This window comes from Halorubrum sp. 48-1-W, assembly GCF_003287355.1.
Classification (GTDB): Archaea; Halobacteriota; Halobacteria; order Halobacteriales; family Haloferacaceae; genus Halorubrum.
In genome coordinates this window covers 15,869-31,532 of sequence record NZ_QMIM01000042.1, presented here as the reverse complement: position 1 = coordinate 31,532, position 15,664 = coordinate 15,869, and the positions used below count along the sequence as shown (strand labels likewise).

Below are 15,664 nucleotides of genomic sequence, written 5' to 3'. Positions count from 1 at the left end.
CCGGGTTCGTCGTCGCGGCCGTCGCGTGGTACTTCGTGTACGCGCGCAGCGAGACGGACGAACAGGGCGTGCTCTCGGAGTTCGTCCGGAGCCGCGCGGACGAACTCCCCGAAGGGGTCGTCGACGCCGCGGACGCGGTCGCGCCGAACGGGGCCGGGAACGACGGCCCGACTGTCATGGTCGCCGTCTCGAACCCCCGCACGGAGAGCGCGCTCATCACGCTCGCCGGTGCGCTCGCCCGACACGAGGGCGGTCGCGTACTCGCGACCCACATCGTCACCGTCCCGGATCAGACCTCGCTCGAGAAGGCGTCCGAGAACCGAGGTGGCCTCGACGCCAGCTCGGAGGAACTGCTCGACGCCGCCGCGGCGGACGCCGAGGCGTTCGACGTCCCCATCGAGACGAAGACGATCCTCTCACACCGCGGGATCGAGGAGGTGTTCGACGCCGCGCGGACGAACGACGCCGACACGGTCGTGATGGGCTACGGCGGGACGCGGTTCGCGGGCGGGCGCGTCGAGGGCTCGCTGGACGAACTCACCCACGACCTCCCGTGTGACTTCCTCGTCTTGGACGGCCAACAGCTGGACCTCTCGGACGTGTTCGTCCCGACCGCCGGCGGGCCGTCCTCCGACCTCTCCGCGGAGGTCGCGGTGGCGCTCCGGGACACGCTCGGCGTGGACGTCTCGCTGCTGTACGTCACCGATCCGGGCGAGGAGGAGGCCGGGCACGAGTTCCTCTCCGGCTGGGCCGAGGGCCACGGACTGGGCGACGCGACCCTGCGTATCGAGACCGGCGACGTCGAGCGGACGATCGGTCGTCTCGGCGAGGAGTACGACCTCGTGATCGTCGGCGCGACCGAGCGCGGACTGCTCTCGCGGATCGTCCGCGGGTCGCTCGCGTTCGACACGATCGAGACGCTCGACACCCCGGTGTTGCTCTCGGAGCGACCCTCCGCGCGGTCGCTGTGGGAGCGACTGTTCGGGGGGCGCTGAGTCGATCGGTCCCGTTCTCCGTAACGGTAGGCTTTCCGTCGTCGGTTCTGAACGGAGGAGTGAATGTATCTCATCGTCGTCGGAGCGGGGGACATCGGCACGCCGCTCGTGGAACTGGCGACCGAGGGCGGCAACGAGGTGGCAGTCATCGAACGCGACGTCGAGCGCGCCGAGCGGGCGTCGAGGGGCTACGACTGCCTCGTCATCAACGATGACGCGACCACGAAGGAGACGCTGCGCGACGCCGGGGCCGACCGCGCGGACGCGCTCATCTCGACGACGGACCAGGACGCGACGAACGTCATGGTGTGTCTGCTCGCACAGGAGCTCTCGATACCGAACATCGTCTCGGTCGTCCACAACCCCGAGCACATGAACGTGTTCCGACAGATCGGCGTCAACACCATGCAGAACCCACAGAGCCTAATCGCGGAGTACCTGTATCGGGCGGTCAGTCGCCCCTCCGTCGTCGACTTCATGCACATCGGCGAGGAGGCGGAGGTGTTCGAGATAGCCGTCGAGTCGGACGCGCCGGTCGCGGGAAAGACGTTACAGGAGGCGGACGAGGCGGGGCTCCTCGGCGAGGGAATGCTGATCGTCGCCATCGAACGTGACGACGAGGATCGGCCGATAACTCCCCGGGGGTCCACCCGGATCGAGGCGGACGACCTCCTCACGGTCTACTCGGAGACCGGCGTAACGCCCGACGTCACCGACGTTTTCGGCCACCTCGACGGCCGGAGCTGACATGGCGGAGCGACGAGACGGCGTGGTCCCGACCGACCTGGCGGTCATCAGCCGTGACGTCGGCTCGCTGTTGTTGATGGAGGCCGTGCTCATGGTCATCACCACGGCCATCGCCCTCGGGTTCCGCGAGTTCCACGCCGTGCTCGGGTTCCTCACCGCGGCCGGTGCGACCGCCGCGGTCGGCGGACTGGCCGTTCGACGGTTCTCGGACGCCCCGGACCCGAAGATGAAACACGGCATGGTCATCGCCGCCGGCGGGTGGTTCGCGGTCGCGGCGTTCGGATCGCTTCCGTTGCTCTTGACCGCGTGGATGACGCCGCCCGCCGTGATGGACGCGTTCGTCCCCGTAGCGACAGACACGAGTTCGTGGGAACCGATCGGGGTCGGCGGCACCACGACGCTCTCGAGTCTCGCCTACTTCCGCGACCCCCTTCACGCGTTCTTCGAGAGCATGAGCGGGTGGACGGGAAGCGGGCTGACGATGGCCGTTCACGAGCCGTCGCTTCCCCGGGCGATCCAGTGGTGGCGGTCGTTTATCCAGTGGGTCGGCGGCGTCGGCGTCATCGTCCTGACGGTCTCCATCCTCTCGCGGCCGGGGAGCGGAAGCTACGCGCTCTATCGGAGCGAGGCCCGCGAGGAGAAGATCCACCCGAGCGTCGTCTCCACCGTCCGGACGGTCTGGAAGCTCGTCGTCGGGTACACGCTTCTGGCGTTCCTCGCGTTGTTCGTCGCGATCCGCGCGAGCGACGGCGAGTACGCGGCGTCGCTCTCGACGGGCGAGGCCGCGTGGCAGGCGCTCAACCACGCCATGACGGGGTTGACGACGGGCGGGTTCTCCGTCACCGACGACTCGATCGCGACCTACGCGTCCCCGCTCGTCGAGGCCGTGTTGGTGCCGATCATGGTCCTGGGGGCCATCGCCTTCCCGATCCACTACGTCGTCCTCCGCGACCGCGACGTTCGCGGGCTAGTCTCTGACCTCCAGACGCGGTGGCTGTTCCTCCTGCTCGCGGGGGGCGTCGTCGCGCTCTCGGTCCAGAACGTCGCGTCCGTTCCGGCGACGTCCGGCGCGTTCGCCACGCAGTCGTTCCTGCCGTTCCCGGTGCCGTTGCTCGACGGCGCTCGACTCGACGCGATCAGGGACTCGACGTTTCAGTGGGTCAGCGCGTTGACGGCCACGGGGTTCCAGTCGGCCCCGATCGGCCGCTGGGTCGCCGGCGGCAAGGTGGTCGTCGTCGTCGCGATGGTGATCGGCGGCGCCGCCGGGTCCACCGTCGGCGGCATCAAGATCGTTCGGGCGTACACCGTCGTCCGCGGGATCGTCTGGCAGTTCTCCCGCGTGTTCCTCCCGAAGAACGCCGTCGTCACCGCCCGGATCGGCGACCGGACCCTGGACCGCGACACGATGGAACGGGAGTTCAGCGAGGCCGCGATCGTCACCCTGCTGTGGATCGTCGCGCTCGTCGTCGGCAGCCTCGTGCTCGTCAACGTCACGGGCCCGGAGTTCGGGTACGCCGACGCGCTGTTCGAGGTCGCGAGCGCCCAGGGGAACGTCGGACTCTCCACGGGGATCACCGGCCCGTCGATGTCGCCGCTGGCCGAGGCGATGTTCGTTCTCAACATGTGGATCGGCCGGCTGGAGATCGTTCCGGTGCTCGTGTTCGTTCGCGCCGGACTGTACGGACTGGACCCGTGAAGCCCTCTCCCTACGCCCCCTGCTCTCCGACCCGCCGAAGCCGGGCCCGCCCCCCGCTCACGTGAACGCCCGTTCGAACGCCCGCACGCCGTCGTCGGTTCCGACGACGACGACCTCGTCTCCCCGCTCGATGGTCGTCTCCGGCCCCATATCGGTTATCACCTCCTCGCCCCGCTCTATCGCCATCACCGTACATCCGGTCCTGTCGCGGACGTCCGCGTCCCCGAGGCTCCGCCCGACGAGCCTCGGCGCCTCGAGTCTGATCACCTCCACCTGCTGTTCGACGGAGAGCACGTCGCGCCCCTCGAGGAGGCGCGCGGCCGACATCCGTCCGGTCACCGTCGCGAGCGAGAGGACGTAGTCGGCGCCCGCTCGATACGCCTTCGAGACGTTGGCGTCCTCGTCGACCCGGACGACGATCTCCGTCTCGGGCGCGGTGTCGCGGATCACGAGCGTGGCGAACTCGGTCGTGGTGTCGTCGGGCAACGCGAGCACGACGGTGTCCGCCTCCCCGATCCCGGCGTCGACGAGCGTCTCCGGCTCGGTGGCGTCGCCCACCACGTCGACGCCCTCCCTGTCCCGGGCGTCGACCACCGTGAACGGGATCCCGGCGTCGTCGAGCTCGCCGGCGACCGCCCGGCCGACCTGCCCGTAGCCGGCGATCACCGTTCGGCCGGCGGCGAACCGGCGCACCGACGACTGGGTCATCTCGACGAGCCGCTGTAGCTGGTCGGTGCGCCCGGAGACGAGGAGGACGGTCCCGCGGGTCAACACCGCGTCCGGGGACGGGGAGGCGTCGAACTCGCCCTGGAACCACGCGCCGACGACGTTGACGCCGGCGCGCTCGCGGATCCCGCTGTCCGCCAGCGTCGAGCCGGCCAGATCGCCGCCTTGGCGCACCGACACCTCCGCGAGCCGGAGGTCGTCGCCGATCGCGACCGCCTCGCCGATCTCCGTCCGGAGGGAGGTCGTCACCTTGGCTGCGAGCCCGCGGCCGAGCAACGGCCGCGGCGAGAGGACGTGGTCGGCGCCGGCGAGCCGGTGGTACCGCTCCAGTTCGGGGTCGTCGACCACGCTGATGACGAGGACGTCCTCGGCGAGCTCCTTGGCAGCGAGGACGATGCTCGCGTCCACCCGGTCCGAGACGTCCGCGACGATCGCGCGCGCCTCGGACAGCCGCGCCGCGGTCAGTCCCTCCTCGGACTCCGGGTCCGCCCGGATCACCCGGTGGCCGTCGCCGTACAGCTCGTCCGCCCGCTCGCGGTCGGCCTCGGCGACGACGTAGGGGACGTCGTGTGCGTCGAGTTCCTCGATGAGGACCTCGGCGCGCGTGGTGTACGAGCAGATGATCACGTGGTCGGTGACGTCGTCCTCGAGGGTCTCGGGGGCCCTCGTCGAGAACGCGCGCTCCAAGAGCGGCGTCGCGACGACGGGTAGCGCCCCGACGAGGAGCGCCATCCCCATGAGGTCCGTCACGACGATGAACGCCTGCATCTGCGGGCTCTCCCACGGGGCGTCCCCGCCGAACCCGGTGGTCGTGAACATCTCGACGGCGAACTGGAGCGAGTCGAGGTACGTCCGGGGGCGGCCCTCGAACGTCGCCATCCCCCACTGGTAGACCGCCGCCGTCCCGAGAAGTGCCAGAAGGAGCAAGAAGAAGTAGCCGACGACCCGCCGCTGCCACGCGTTCATACCTCCGGAAGGACCGGCCCCGTGAAAAACGTGTGTCGTCGAGCCCTCACGTCCCGACCGGTTGCGCCGCCTCCGCGCACCAGGCGTTTCCTCGGCGCCCCGCCCGCCTGAGGTCGAGGTGGACGACGGAACCGACCTCGAGGTCCGCGAGCTCCGCTCTGAGTTCCGGGTCGTCGTACTCGACGACGTACAGCGTCCCGTTCCGCGGGTGCTCACGGAGGGTAATGGTCCCGTGGTCGTTACACGCCTTGACGACGGTGTACTTTCCGGTGCGATCCATCACGGTCGGCGATACGTCCGTGACGGACTTAGGTATGCGGCGGTTTCTTTCGGTAACGTTCACGTAAAACCGATAGTGATCGAAGACGGAAGACCGTTTCCGGGGACCGCGAGCCGCTAACGGGCCACTTTACTCCGGCCGCGACCAACCGGGGCCATGGCCGAGACGGAGATCCCCGAGGACCACCCGAGATACGCGTCGCTTCTCACCCGACACCGCATCGAGGCGGGCGTGGAGAAGGGGATCACCTCGAGACAGGGGCTCATCGCGCAGGGCCGCGGCGAGGCGTTCGACTACCTGCTGGGCGAGCGGACGCTCCCGAGCGCGGACGCCGCCGCGCGCGCCGCGGCCGCGACGCTGCTCTCCGCGGCGCACCCGGTGTTCTCCGTGAACGGGAACGTCGCCGCGCTGGTCCCCGCGGAGACGGTCGAACTCGCCGACGTCGTCGGCGCCGACCTCGAGGTGAACCTCTTCAATAGGACCGAAGACCGCATGCGGGCGATCGCGGACCACCTCCGCGAACACGGCGCGACAGAGGTGAAGGGGTTGACCGGCGACGGCGAGATCCCCGGACTCGAACACGACCGCGGGACGGTCGACGCCGACGGGATCGGCACGGCCGACGTGGTGGTGGTGCCGCTGGAGGACGGCGACCGCGCCGAGGCGCTCACAGCGGCGGACAAAACCGAGGTCGTGATCGACCTCAACCCGGGGAGCCGGTCGCCGCGAACCGCCGCGATCCCGATCGTCGACAACGTCCTCCGGGCCGTCCCGAACGTGACCGCACACGCCCGCGAGCTGGCCGGCGTGTCCCCCGCCGAACGCCGCGAGATTATCGAGGGGTTCGACGCCGACGCGGCCCTCGAAGCCGCCGAGGACGCGATCCGGAACGGGGAGTTCGAGACGGACGCGAAGCGGTAGCGGACCGCGTCCGAGCGACACGGTCGTGTGGCCGGCTCGGGGACGTGCGCAAGTTCAAAGTCCTCTGGGGTACAGCACCGGACATGGACCTGGACGACACGGACAGGGCGATCCTCCGGATCCTTCAGAAGGACGCCCGAACGCCCTTCTCCGAGATCGCGCGCCGGATCGACATGTCGAGCGCGACGGTCCACGACCGTGTCGGCCGGATGGAGGACGCGGGCGTCATCGAGGGGTACCACGCGTCGGTGGACCCGAAGGCGCTCGGGTACGGCGTCACCGCCCTCGTCGGCCTCCGCGTCGAGCAGGGTCGCGAGGAGGACGCGCTCGAACGCCTCCGCGAGATCGAAGGCGTCCGGGAGATCCTCCTGACGACCGGCGAGTGGGACGTGATCCTCCGGGTCGTCGCCCGCGACACCGACCGCCTCCGTGAGCTGATGTTCGACCAGGTCGCGAACATGGGCGGCTTCTCGCGCTCACAGACGATGATCGTCCTCGGTACCGACTACGAGACCGAGGGGCCGCCGATATGAGTCGAGGGAGCGTCGGGACGGATCGGAGGGTGGCCGATGGGAAGCGGCGAACGGGACCGGAACCCTCAACTCGGGAACCCTCCGAAGGCCAGGTATGAGCGCAGGGTTCGAGGACCGGTGGGGGCTCTCGGCGGAGCGAGCGTGGGCGGTCGCGGTCGCCGCGGCCTCCGCGCTCCTCGTCGTCGGGTCGGTCGTCTTCCCGCGGGTCGTCTACGACCGGTTCCTCTGGCGGTACTTCTGGGGACCGGTCGCCGCCGACGGACAGGTCGCACAGTGTGCGGTCCGCCCCGCCGACGGCGGGACCGAACTGCTGACGAGTTCCTCCGCGTGTGCGGACGCGGCCACAGCGGGCGAGATCGTCGCGTACCCCGGCTACACCACCGTCTCGACGCTGAGCTACGTCGTGATCCTGCTGGCGATGCTGATCGGGGTCGTCTTCCTCCTCCGTCGGCTGGAGATCGCCACGGAGTTCCGGTTCTTTTACGCGCTGTTCCCGTTCATGCTGTTCGGCGGCGCGCTCCGCACGGTCGAGGACGCCGGGATCGCGGCGATACGCGCCGGCGTCGAACCGCTGATCGCCTTCCCGTGGAACGCGCTGATCATCAGCCCGTTCATCTACTTCACGGTCTTCGCGATAACGCTCCTCTGCGTGGTCGGCGCGTACGCCCTTGAGGACCGGGGGCTCGTCGACGACTACGCCCGCCCGCTCTTCGGCGCCGGCGTCGTCGCGCTGACGGCGTCGGTCGGTTACCTGGCGTACCTCGCCGTCGCCACCGACTACGTGACGTTCTACCCGCAAGTCGTCGGCCTGGTCCTCCTCATCTCGACCGCGGCAGCGGCGGCGACGTGGAAACTGATAGAGCGGTTCGAGCCGTCTGTCAACCGCGGGACCGGCTTCGTCGGCTTCGTGATCATCTGGGGCCACGCCGTCGACGGCGTCGCGAACGTGATCGGCCTCGACTGGATGCCGGCGCTGACGGGGACCGCGAACCTCGTCCCGAAACACGTCGTCAACGAGCTGGTGGTGAACTGGACCGGTCGGTTGCTCCCCGAGTCCGTGCTCGCGGTCACCGGCGACGCCTGGCCGTTCCTCCTCGTCAAGCTCGTTGCGGCGACCTTCGTCGTCTGGGTGTTCAACGGCGAGCTCTACGAGGATTCGCCGCGGTACACGCTGTTGTTGCTCATCACCGTGCTCGCCGTCGGGCTCGGTCCCGGGACGCGGGACATGCTCCGGGCGACGTTCGGGATCTAGTTCCACGCGGACCGACGACGGATCCCTCGTGTTCGATCGATCGGTCCCCTCGTGTTCGATCGATCGTATTCTTCGTATCCGATCAAAGAATACTAACGATATAAGGGATACAGCTATCCGTTCTGGAAGCCTCTCACGGACTATGAGGCCGAACTGTTCGGAAACTGGTGAAGAACTGTACGAATGTTTCGAATGCGGCTCGCGTTCCGAGACCCCCGGGCGTTGTGACTGCGGGGGAGCGTTGCTTCACCTGGGTCGCTCGCGGGACCTGTGAACGGTTACAGCCACTGCCCTCGGCTCGGCGCCGGGCTCCAGTCGTCGGGTCCCCGTCGCCGAGTCTCAGTCGTCGGCTGCGGCCGATCCGGCGACGTTCGCGTCCCCGTCCTCCTCGATGCTCGGCGGGTACTTCCCGCGATCGAGTTTTAGGTCGGACTGCGGGCGCGCCATACAGGTGAGCGCGAACGTCTCGGCTTCCTCGTCGGTCAGCCCGCGGGCGGCCGGCTGGGTCACCTCGCCCTCGACGACCTCCGCGGAACAGGCGAGACACATACCCACCCGGCAGGAGTACTCCTGGGCGATCCCCTCTTCGAGACACGGCTGGAGGATCGTTTCATTGTCGGACACCTCGATCGTCTCGCCGGTGCCGACGAACTCGACGGTGTACTCGGTCATGACGCGGAGTACCCGCCGACCAGTCAAAAAGGGTTCCCCTCGATCGCGTCGCCGTCGCGGGGACGGAAGCGGGTGAGGGAGGAGGTGATTTATCTGCTAGTCCGAGACTCCGCGTAGAGTGAGCTACTACCGGGCCTCGACCTCGATCTCGGCGCTGAAATTCACTGTGTACTGTGATGTCGACGAAAACGATCTCGCTCGACGAGGAGGCCTACATCGCACAACCGGGAGGGAGAGTCGTTTTCTGACGTGGTCAAGCGGATCGCCGGCGAGCGGTCGTGGACGGAAGTCGCAGGAATTCTCTCCGAAGCGGAGGGCGACGAACTCGAATCCCTCGTCGAGGAGAGGCGGTCTCGTTCTCGCGACCGGCGCGAACAGATCGACGCAGATGTACCGGACGTCGAATGATCGAGGACACGACCTTCATCATCGACGTTCTACACGACGACCGGGACGCAGTCGGATACCTCGATCTCATCGAACGGGAGAATCGTCCCGAGAAGATCTCCACGATAACGGTACTCGAACTGTACGAAGCGGTTCCACAGTTGAACGCTCTTGAAGAGCGCCGACAAGCGATCCTCGACGTACTCGACACACGCCACGCGGTCGTCGCCGACGGGACCGTACTGCGAAAGGCCGGGAAGATTCCCGGCTCGCTTCGCGCCCGGGGTAAAGAAATTGACAGAGAGGACTGTCTAATCGGGGCGACAGCGCTTTTGAACGACGAACCGGTGTGACCCGCAATCGAGACCACTTCGAGCGCATCGACGGCCTCGACGTCGAGACGTACTGAGCGCTCGTCGACGAGCGTCATCTTCCTCCCGCTCATCGCAACGCCTAATCCGACGCCGACCGCCATCCCGGGTAATGACCGAGAAAGTCACCGCGCGAGCCCACCCGATCCAGGGGCTCGTCAAGTACCACGGGATGCGCGACGCGGAGCTTCGGCTCCCGTATCACGACAGCATCAGCCTCTGTACCGCGCCGACCGCGACGACGACGACCGTCGAGTGGGAGCCGGACGCAGTGGCGGACACCTACGTCATCGGCGGCGAACCGGTCGAGGGTCGCGCGGCCGAGCGTATCGACGCCGTCGTCGATCACGTCCGCGAGCTGGCTGGGTTCGACCACCCGGTCCGTCTGGAGAGCGAGAACTCCTTCCCGTCGAACATCGGCTTCGGCTCGTCGTCGTCGGGGTTCGCCGCGGCCGCGCTCGCGCTGACGGAGGCTGCCGGGCTCGACCGCTCCCTGCCGGAGGTCTCCACCGTCGCCCGTCGCGGGTCGTCGTCGGCGGCCCGGGCCGTGACTGGCGCGTACTCGCTGCTCGAGGCCGGGCTCAACGACGACGACTGCCGCTCCCGTCGGCTCGACGTCGGCGTCGGCGATGACGGCTTCGACCCCGAGGCGGACCTCCGGATCGTGGCCGCACACGTCCCGGCGTACAAGGAGACCGAGGAGGCCCACCGCGAGGCGGCTGCGAGCCACATGATGCAGGCGCGGACCGCCCACGTTCAAGACCAGCTCGTGGAGATGAGGGACGCCCTCCGGGAGGGCGACTTCGACCGGATCTACGGAACCGCCGAACACGACTCGCTGTCGTTGACGGCGACGACGATGACCGGGCCCGCGGGCTGGGTGTACTGGCAGCCCGAGACGATCGCGGTGTTCAACGCGGTGCGCGAACTGCGCGAGTCCGGCGTCGACGTCTACTTCTCGACCGATACGGGCGCGTCGGTGTACGTCAACACCCGCGCCGAACACGCCGACGCGGTCGAGTCGCGGATCGCCGAGGTCGGGATCGACACCGACGTCTGGGAGGTCGGCGGGCCGGCGCACACGCTCGACACGAGCGAGGCGCTGTTCTAGCCGACGGGAGGCCGACGCCCCGCGTGACGCCGACGCGCTAGACGAAGGGGACGCCCTAGACGAACGGCACGCCGACGGCGTCGGTGACCCCCACGAGCGGGAGCACGGAGAGGACCAGGATCGCCGCGCCCCACGCGATGAAGCCGATGATTCCGGCGTGGAGCCACGACGTGCCGTACCGCCCCTTGATCACCCATATCCACGCGAGAAGCGGGATGAAATCACCGACGATCGGGATCCACGCCAGGAACAGCTCCGAGAGCCCCCAGACGAGCGCCCCGACGAGCGCCGTGAACACGGCGTGGCTGTAGTCCCGAGTACCGGTGACGACGGCCGCAGCGACGAAGATCGCGAGCCCGCCCACGAGCAGGCCGACGAGGAACGCGATCAGGGATCCGACGAGGCTCATACGGCCCCGTCTCGCTCGAGAGGGTTCAGGGTACCGGACCCGCCTACAACCGCGACCGGACGTCATCCGCGACCGTCGAGAGCGCCTCCTCGGCGACCGCGACGCGGTCCGTGAGGCTACAGAACCCGTGTGCCATCGCCGGGTAGTGTCGTCCCTCGACGGGGGTCCCTTCTACAGCGAACCGCTCGGCGAGCGCGAGCCCGTCGTCGCGGAGCGGGTCGAAGCCGGCGGTGACGACGGTCGCGGGCGGGAGCCCGCCGAGGTCGTCGGCGCGGAGCGGGACCGCGAAGGGGTTGGCGGCGTCGACCGGGCTCCGGAGGTACTGCCCGTAGAACCACTCCATGTCCGCGCGGGTGAGGAGCGGCCCGCCGGCGTTCTCGCGGTAGGAGTCCGTCCCGAAGTCGTGGCCGGCGATCGGGTACAACAGGAACTGCCCCGCGATCGCCGGTCCGTCGAACTCGCGGGCGTGAAGCGCCGCGACGGCCGCGAGCGTCCCGCCCGCGCTGGTGCCGGCGACGCCGAGCCGGTCGGGGTCGCCGCCGAGAGATTCCGCGGTCTCGGCGACCCACTCGACCGCCGCGGCTGACTCGTCGACGGCGACCGGGAAGGGGTGTTCCGGCGCGAGCCGGTAGTCGACGGAGACGACCACCGAGTCCGTCCGGGTGGCCAGCTCGCGGCACGGGCCGTCGATGGAGTCGAGCGTCCCGAGCGTCCAGCCACCGCCGTGGAAGTAGACGAGGGTCCGGGCGGCTGCGCCGGGTTCGGCCCCTGCCTCCGGGCGGTACACCCGCACGGGAACTGCCCCGTGTGGCCCGTCGAACGCCAGGTCTCGCACGCTCGCGACGGGCGGCTCCGGCTCGCCGGAGAACACCTCGTCCTCCAGGCGTCTGGCGGCCTCGACGGAGAGGGCGTGCCACTCCGGGAGGCCGAGGGTCTCGAGTTCGTCGACGACCGCCGCGAGTTCGGGGTCGAGTTCGGCCGCGCGCATGGCTGACACGAGGCGGTGGTCCTTTATCAGTCGGTCGGTAACTCCGACCGATGACGGTCCGGCTGTCGTACGAGAACGGGACGATCCGGGTCGAGCCCGACCCCGGACGCCGCGCCGCTGGCGACGAAGGGGATGTCGACAGCGACGCCGCCGCGCTCCCGCCGCTGCCCGGCGTCGAGACGGACCCCAGATCGGGAACGGGCCGGGCCCCCGCCTACCGCTACGCGGCGATCCGCCGGGCGCTCGAGGTCGCGGGCGTCCCCGTCGACGACCGGGTCCCCGCGTGGGAGGCGGCGACGGCGGACGACGGCGAGGGGGACGACGTCCACGGAGGGGGCCCCGACGGCGACCTCGCGCTCTCGACCGACTACGACCTCCGCGAGTACCAGGCCGAAGCGCTCACGGCGTGGCACGACGCCGACGACCGGGGCGTCCTCGAGCTCCCGACCGGGGCCGGCAAGACCGTGATCGCGATCCGTGCGATGGTCGACCTCGGCGTCCCCACGCTCGTCGTCGTCCCCACGGTCGACCTCCTCGAGCAGTGGCAACGCGAGCTGGGGACGGAGTTCGACGTACCGATCGGGCGGTTCGGCGGCGGCGAACAGCGCCGGGAGGCGATCACGGTGTCGACGTACGACTCCGCGTACCTCAAAGCCGAGGGCGTCGGCGACGCGTTCGGCTTCGTCGTCTTCGACGAGGTCCACCACCTCGGCGGCGAGGGGTACCGGGACGTCGCCCGCCTGCTCGCTGCGCCCGCACGGCTCGGGCTCACCGCGACGTTCGAGCGCCCCGACGGTGCCCACGAGACGGTCGCGGAACTCGTCGGCGACCGCGTCTACGCGCTCGACGTCGACGACCTCGCGGGCGACCACCTCGCGCCGTACGACATCCGCCGGATCGAGGTGGCGTTGACCCCGGCGGAGCGCGAGCGATACGAGGAGAAGCAGGGCACCTTCCTCGAGTACGTCCGCGAGGCCGGGATCACGTTCACGAGCGGGGAGGACTACCGGAAGCTGGTGATGCGCTCGGGTAACGACCCGCGGGCGCGGGAGGCACTCCTCGCGAAGTCGGCTGCTCGGGACGTCATGATGAACGCCGATCGGAAACTCGATCGGCTCGCGGACCTCCTCGAGCGCCACCGCGACGACCGAACCATCGTCTTCACCGCCCACACCGAGCTCGTCTACCGGATCTCCGACCGGTTCCTGATCCCGGCTATCACGGCGGAGACGGGCACGGCGGAGCGCCGGGAGGTCTTAGAGCGGTTCCGCGACGGGACCTACAGCCGGGTGGTCGCTGCGAACGTCCTCGACGAGGGTGTCGACGTCCCCGACGCGAACGTCGCGGTCGTCCTCTCCGGGTCGGGGAGCGAACGGGAGTTCACCCAGCGGCTCGGGCGAGTCCTCCGGCCGAAGGCCGACGGCGGCCGGGCGATACTCTACGAGCTCGTCTCGGAGGAGACCGCGGAGGAGCGGGTGGCGAGCCGCCGTCGGTGATCCGGGCCATCGCCCCGCGCGAACCGTCCCAGTACGCTCCCTCCGTTCCACGCACCACGATCGGGGAGCGTGGTGTCCACGGATCGACGACCGACTATATGTGCGAGTCGTCCGTTATCTCCCGTATGTATGGGTATCGGATCGGGCTCGGCGTCGGAACCGCGGTCACGACCTTCCTTATCGCCGGCGCCGCGACCATCGAGTTGCTGGGAGCGGGCGAAGCTCCGGGGATAGGCATTGTCGGCGTCTTCGTCGGCCTCGTCGTCGGGCTGCTAGCGGGCGTGGGCGTCGGCGTGTACGCTCCGCGCGTTTCGGGTCGTGCCGTGAGGGCCCTCGTCGCGTACGCGACGTTCGGCATCGCGTTCGTCGTGATCGCCGGAGCGAGGTACGTCAACGTCCCCGGTGCGGACGGCGTGTTCGTATTCCCCGTTCACGTCGGCGTGAGTGTCGTGATTGCGGTCTCCGTCGCGTTGCTGGCCGATCGCGGCGGTCCGAGAAACGGCTCGTGACGGTCGAGGTCCACGCAGTGTCGGCGTCCGACGATCCGTGACCGACCCGTTGGGAATCCACAACCCACAGTGAACTACCCCTGCCTACTCGCCGCCTTCGGCGGCTCCTTGAGGCAGGGGCTTCCTGATTCAATGACGCGCTTTACAGACACAACCACAGTGTCCACAGGGAGTGCAGTCTCCACAGGCGTTTCTTCGGAGTGACCCACTCCTAGATCGGTGAGTCCGCGAGAAAGAATGTTCCACGCCGCATTTGCGTCTCTATCCACCTCGAAGCCACAGGCCGGACAAGAGTGTTCACGTACCCACAGCGGTTTGTCGGTTTCGACGCCACACTGAGCGCACTCTTTGGTGGTGCCGTCAGGGTCAACCTCCACGAACTGCGTCCCTTCACGCTCGCACTTGTATTCGAGCAGATCGGTGAAGGTGTTCCACGCCGACGATGCTGTGTTGCGGCTGTTTCCCGGCGATTCCAACATCCCTTTCACGTTGAGGTCTTCGACGGCGACCAGTTCGTACTCCCGAGCGTAGTAGTTCGAGAGTTTGTGCAGAAAATCGCGCCGCTTGCGCTTGATTTGCTGGTGGCACTCTGCGACCGTCTGCCGTTGCTTCTCCCAGTTGTTCGACCCATGCTCTTTCCGGGAGAGGTTCCGTTGCTCTCGTTCGAGTCTGTCACGGTCTTCCGAGAGGTCAAGTGATCCGACTGCCGTGCTGTCAGTGTCGTGGGCATACTTCAGAATACCCACGTCGATGCCAACCATATCGTCGGCGTCAATGTCAGACAGTGACGGTTTGGGAGGTTCCTCTTTGTCGTCAACAGCGAAGGAGGCGTACCACTCTCCAGTAGGTTCTTTCTTGAGCGTGACTTCTTTGACGTTCTCAGCATCTGGGATGTCTCGGTGCCACTCAATTGGAATATCCGCGAGTTTCGACAGCGAGAGCACAGTCTGGCCGTTCTTCTTGTCGAACTCGAAGCCAGACTGGACATACGTGAAACTGCGGAAGTCCCTGGGTGCCTTCCAGTTGAGACGACCGACGTTGTAGCCCTTTTCTTTCAGTTTAGAGAGTGCTTTGATGCTACCCTCGATCCGCATGACGGCGGCCTGTGCAACCGTCGAGTACAGGTCGTTCAACTCGTCCCACCAGTCTTTGAGGTCGGTGAGTTGATCGCGGACCTGTCGCACTCGCTGATTGAGTGTTCCCGCCGATTCGGGAATCTCAGTAAACTCGGTGAGCGCGTGGTTGTAGAGTTGCCTACAGGTATCTCTGTGGTAATCCAACAGCTCACGCTGTTCGGCGGTTGGTTTGAGCCGGAACCTGTAGGCGTAGTGCATTGATTACTCGGTTGGTTCTGATGTTCGGACGATTTTCACATCTGCACCACGCCAGTCTTTGGGAACGAGGACGTGTGCGCCATTGCCGGTGGCTTTCACCTCGCCTTCGATGACTTCGTGGCCTTCAATTTTGTGTCTATCCATCAGTTGTGTTTATACATTATTTCAACATAAGCGTATCGGCTCGTGGGCCTGTGAGCCAGCAACAGCAAGGTTCAAAAGAGACAAAGACGGCGCTGTATCCCCTCCCTACTGCGCTCCTCGTCCGCTC

18 protein-coding genes and 1 pseudogene are annotated in these 15,664 nt (G+C 67.8%); 12 read left to right on the top strand and 7 right to left on the bottom strand.

The features are described 5' to 3' along the window. The 3 genes from DQW50_RS16160 to DQW50_RS16150 form a co-directional block, all read left to right on the top strand. The coding region (locus DQW50_RS16160; RefSeq protein ID WP_241964466.1) for a universal stress protein at window positions 1–995 on the top strand (995 nt) is incomplete at its 5' end. A 63-nt stretch (window positions 996–1,058) separates the two neighbouring features. Continuing rightward, window positions 1,059–1,742 (top strand): TrkA family potassium uptake protein, encoded by a 684-nt coding sequence (locus DQW50_RS16155; protein ID WP_112080291.1) that lies wholly within the window; start codon window positions 1,059–1,061, stop codon window positions 1,740–1,742. A gap of 1 nt (window position 1,743) precedes the next feature. Next, complete coding sequence (locus tag DQW50_RS16150; protein WP_112080290.1) at window positions 1,744–3,438, top strand: potassium transporter TrkG; 1,695 nt, start codon at window positions 1,744–1,746, stop codon at window positions 3,436–3,438. Window positions 3,439–3,495: 57 nt separating this feature from the next. Here DQW50_RS16150 and DQW50_RS16145 read toward each other — a convergent pair whose 3' ends face one another. After that, complete coding sequence (locus DQW50_RS16145; protein ID WP_112080289.1) at window positions 3,496–5,130, bottom strand: TrkA family potassium uptake protein; 1,635 nt, start codon at window positions 5,128–5,130, stop codon at window positions 3,496–3,498. Window positions 5,131–5,176: 46 nt separating this feature from the next. Next, on the bottom strand, window positions 5,177–5,410 hold the full coding sequence (locus DQW50_RS16140; protein WP_112080288.1) for a hypothetical protein: 234 nt from the start codon (window positions 5,408–5,410) through the stop codon (window positions 5,177–5,179). Window positions 5,411–5,566: 156 nt separating this feature from the next. Between DQW50_RS16140 and DQW50_RS16135 the strand changes: the two genes are divergently transcribed. From DQW50_RS16135 to DQW50_RS16120, 4 genes are all read left to right on the top strand, one after another. Further along, window positions 5,567–6,331: a 4-phosphopantoate--beta-alanine ligase gene (locus tag DQW50_RS16135; protein ID WP_112080287.1), complete on the top strand. Its 765-nt coding sequence runs from the start codon at window positions 5,567–5,569 to the stop codon at window positions 6,329–6,331. Between the two features lie 83 nt (window positions 6,332–6,414). Beyond that, window positions 6,415–6,864 carry an Lrp/AsnC family transcriptional regulator gene (locus DQW50_RS16130; RefSeq protein ID WP_112080286.1) on the top strand — a complete coding sequence of 150 codons (450 nt, stop codon included), beginning with the start codon at window positions 6,415–6,417 and terminating at the stop codon, window positions 6,862–6,864. A 94-nt stretch (window positions 6,865–6,958) separates the two neighbouring features. Next, on the top strand, window positions 6,959–8,116 hold the full coding sequence (locus DQW50_RS16125) for a DUF63 family protein (protein ID WP_112080285.1): 1,158 nt from the start codon (window positions 6,959–6,961) through the stop codon (window positions 8,114–8,116). A 142-nt stretch (window positions 8,117–8,258) separates the two neighbouring features. Continuing rightward, window positions 8,259–8,390: a rubrerythrin-like domain-containing protein gene (locus DQW50_RS16120; protein WP_112080284.1), complete on the top strand. Its 132-nt coding sequence runs from the start codon at window positions 8,259–8,261 to the stop codon at window positions 8,388–8,390. Window positions 8,391–8,455: 65 nt separating this feature from the next. On the opposite strand, the gene DQW50_RS16115 is transcribed toward DQW50_RS16120, so the two are convergent. Further along, a complete protein-coding gene (locus DQW50_RS16115) occupies window positions 8,456–8,788 on the bottom strand; it encodes a 2Fe-2S iron-sulfur cluster-binding protein (protein WP_112080283.1) in 333 nt (110 codons plus the stop codon). A gap of 176 nt (window positions 8,789–8,964) precedes the next feature. Here DQW50_RS16115 and DQW50_RS16110 point away from each other — a divergent pair. From DQW50_RS16110 to mvaD, 3 genes and pseudogenes are all read left to right on the top strand, one after another. Then, a pseudogene (locus DQW50_RS16110) lies at window positions 8,965–9,196 on the top strand (antitoxin VapB family protein). Continuing rightward, window positions 9,193–9,528 (top strand): PIN domain-containing protein, encoded by a 336-nt coding sequence (locus tag DQW50_RS16105; protein ID WP_241964464.1) that lies wholly within the window; start codon window positions 9,193–9,195, stop codon window positions 9,526–9,528. Before DQW50_RS16110 ends, DQW50_RS16105 begins: the two are co-directional and overlap by 4 nt. A 130-nt stretch (window positions 9,529–9,658) precedes the next feature. Further along, complete coding sequence (gene mvaD / locus DQW50_RS16100) at window positions 9,659–10,657, top strand: phosphomevalonate decarboxylase MvaD (RefSeq protein ID WP_112080282.1); 999 nt, start codon at window positions 9,659–9,661, stop codon at window positions 10,655–10,657. 55 nt (window positions 10,658–10,712) lie between these two features. Here mvaD and DQW50_RS16095 read toward each other — a convergent pair whose 3' ends face one another. Further along, window positions 10,713–11,066 carry a hypothetical protein gene (locus tag DQW50_RS16095; protein WP_112080281.1) on the bottom strand — a complete coding sequence of 118 codons (354 nt, stop codon included), beginning with the start codon at window positions 11,064–11,066 and terminating at the stop codon, window positions 10,713–10,715. A gap of 43 nt (window positions 11,067–11,109) precedes the next feature. Next, on the bottom strand, window positions 11,110–12,054 hold the full coding sequence (locus DQW50_RS16090; protein WP_112080280.1) for an alpha/beta hydrolase: 945 nt from the start codon (window positions 12,052–12,054) through the stop codon (window positions 11,110–11,112). Between the two features lie 50 nt (window positions 12,055–12,104). Here DQW50_RS16090 and DQW50_RS16085 point away from each other — a divergent pair, with 50 nt between their 5' ends. Then, a complete protein-coding gene (locus tag DQW50_RS16085; protein WP_112080279.1) occupies window positions 12,105–13,550 on the top strand; it encodes a DEAD/DEAH box helicase family protein in 1,446 nt (481 codons plus the stop codon). Between the two features lie 125 nt (window positions 13,551–13,675). Next, on the top strand, window positions 13,676–14,059 hold the full coding sequence (locus tag DQW50_RS16080; RefSeq protein ID WP_112080278.1) for a permease: 384 nt from the start codon (window positions 13,676–13,678) through the stop codon (window positions 14,057–14,059). Window positions 14,060–14,133: 74 nt separating this feature from the next. On the opposite strand, the gene DQW50_RS16075 is transcribed toward DQW50_RS16080, so the two are convergent. Both DQW50_RS16075 and DQW50_RS16070 read right to left on the bottom strand, forming a co-directional pair. After that, window positions 14,134–15,393, bottom strand: coding sequence for an RNA-guided endonuclease TnpB family protein (locus DQW50_RS16075; protein WP_112080277.1), 1,260 nt, complete (start codon window positions 15,391–15,393; stop codon window positions 14,134–14,136). Window positions 15,394–15,396: 3 nt separating this feature from the next. Then, entirely contained in the window at window positions 15,397–15,537 is a 141-nt protein-coding gene (locus DQW50_RS16070; protein ID WP_394338596.1) for a DUF2080 family transposase-associated protein, read from the bottom strand. Window positions 15,538–15,664 lie beyond the last annotated feature (127 nt).

What these genes read in the sequence shown, in the direction of transcription:
- DQW50_RS16105 (WP_241964464.1), top strand. Translation starts at nt 9,193, where the DNA reads ATGATCGAGGACACGACCTTCATCATCGACGTTCTACACGACGACCGG.
- DQW50_RS16070 (WP_394338596.1), bottom strand. Translation starts at nt 15,537, where the DNA reads ATGGATAGACACAAAATTGAAGGCCACGAAGTCATCGAAGGCGAGGTG.
- DQW50_RS16095 (WP_112080281.1), bottom strand. Translation starts at nt 11,066, where the DNA reads ATGAGCCTCGTCGGATCCCTGATCGCGTTCCTCGTCGGCCTGCTCGTG.
- DQW50_RS16115 (WP_112080283.1), bottom strand. Translation starts at nt 8,788, where the DNA reads ATGACCGAGTACACCGTCGAGTTCGTCGGCACCGGCGAGACGATCGAG.
- DQW50_RS16125 (WP_112080285.1), top strand. Translation starts at nt 6,959, where the DNA reads ATGAGCGCAGGGTTCGAGGACCGGTGGGGGCTCTCGGCGGAGCGAGCG.
- DQW50_RS16120 (WP_112080284.1), top strand. Translation starts at nt 8,259, where the DNA reads ATGAGGCCGAACTGTTCGGAAACTGGTGAAGAACTGTACGAATGTTTC.
- DQW50_RS16145 (WP_112080289.1), bottom strand. Translation starts at nt 5,130, where the DNA reads ATGAACGCGTGGCAGCGGCGGGTCGTCGGCTACTTCTTCTTGCTCCTT.
- DQW50_RS16150 (WP_112080290.1), top strand. Translation starts at nt 1,744, where the DNA reads ATGGCGGAGCGACGAGACGGCGTGGTCCCGACCGACCTGGCGGTCATC.
- DQW50_RS16155 (WP_112080291.1), top strand. Translation starts at nt 1,059, where the DNA reads ATGTATCTCATCGTCGTCGGAGCGGGGGACATCGGCACGCCGCTCGTG.
- mvaD (WP_112080282.1), top strand. Translation starts at nt 9,659, where the DNA reads ATGACCGAGAAAGTCACCGCGCGAGCCCACCCGATCCAGGGGCTCGTC.
- DQW50_RS16130 (WP_112080286.1), top strand. Translation starts at nt 6,415, where the DNA reads ATGGACCTGGACGACACGGACAGGGCGATCCTCCGGATCCTTCAGAAG.
- DQW50_RS16090 (WP_112080280.1), bottom strand. Translation starts at nt 12,054, where the DNA reads ATGCGCGCGGCCGAACTCGACCCCGAACTCGCGGCGGTCGTCGACGAA.
- DQW50_RS16085 (WP_112080279.1), top strand. Translation starts at nt 12,105, where the DNA reads ATGACGGTCCGGCTGTCGTACGAGAACGGGACGATCCGGGTCGAGCCC.
- DQW50_RS16140 (WP_112080288.1), bottom strand. Translation starts at nt 5,410, where the DNA reads ATGGATCGCACCGGAAAGTACACCGTCGTCAAGGCGTGTAACGACCAC.
- DQW50_RS16075 (WP_112080277.1), bottom strand. Translation starts at nt 15,393, where the DNA reads ATGCACTACGCCTACAGGTTCCGGCTCAAACCAACCGCCGAACAGCGT.
- DQW50_RS16135 (WP_112080287.1), top strand. Translation starts at nt 5,567, where the DNA reads ATGGCCGAGACGGAGATCCCCGAGGACCACCCGAGATACGCGTCGCTT.
- DQW50_RS16080 (WP_112080278.1), top strand. Translation starts at nt 13,676, where the DNA reads ATGTATGGGTATCGGATCGGGCTCGGCGTCGGAACCGCGGTCACGACC.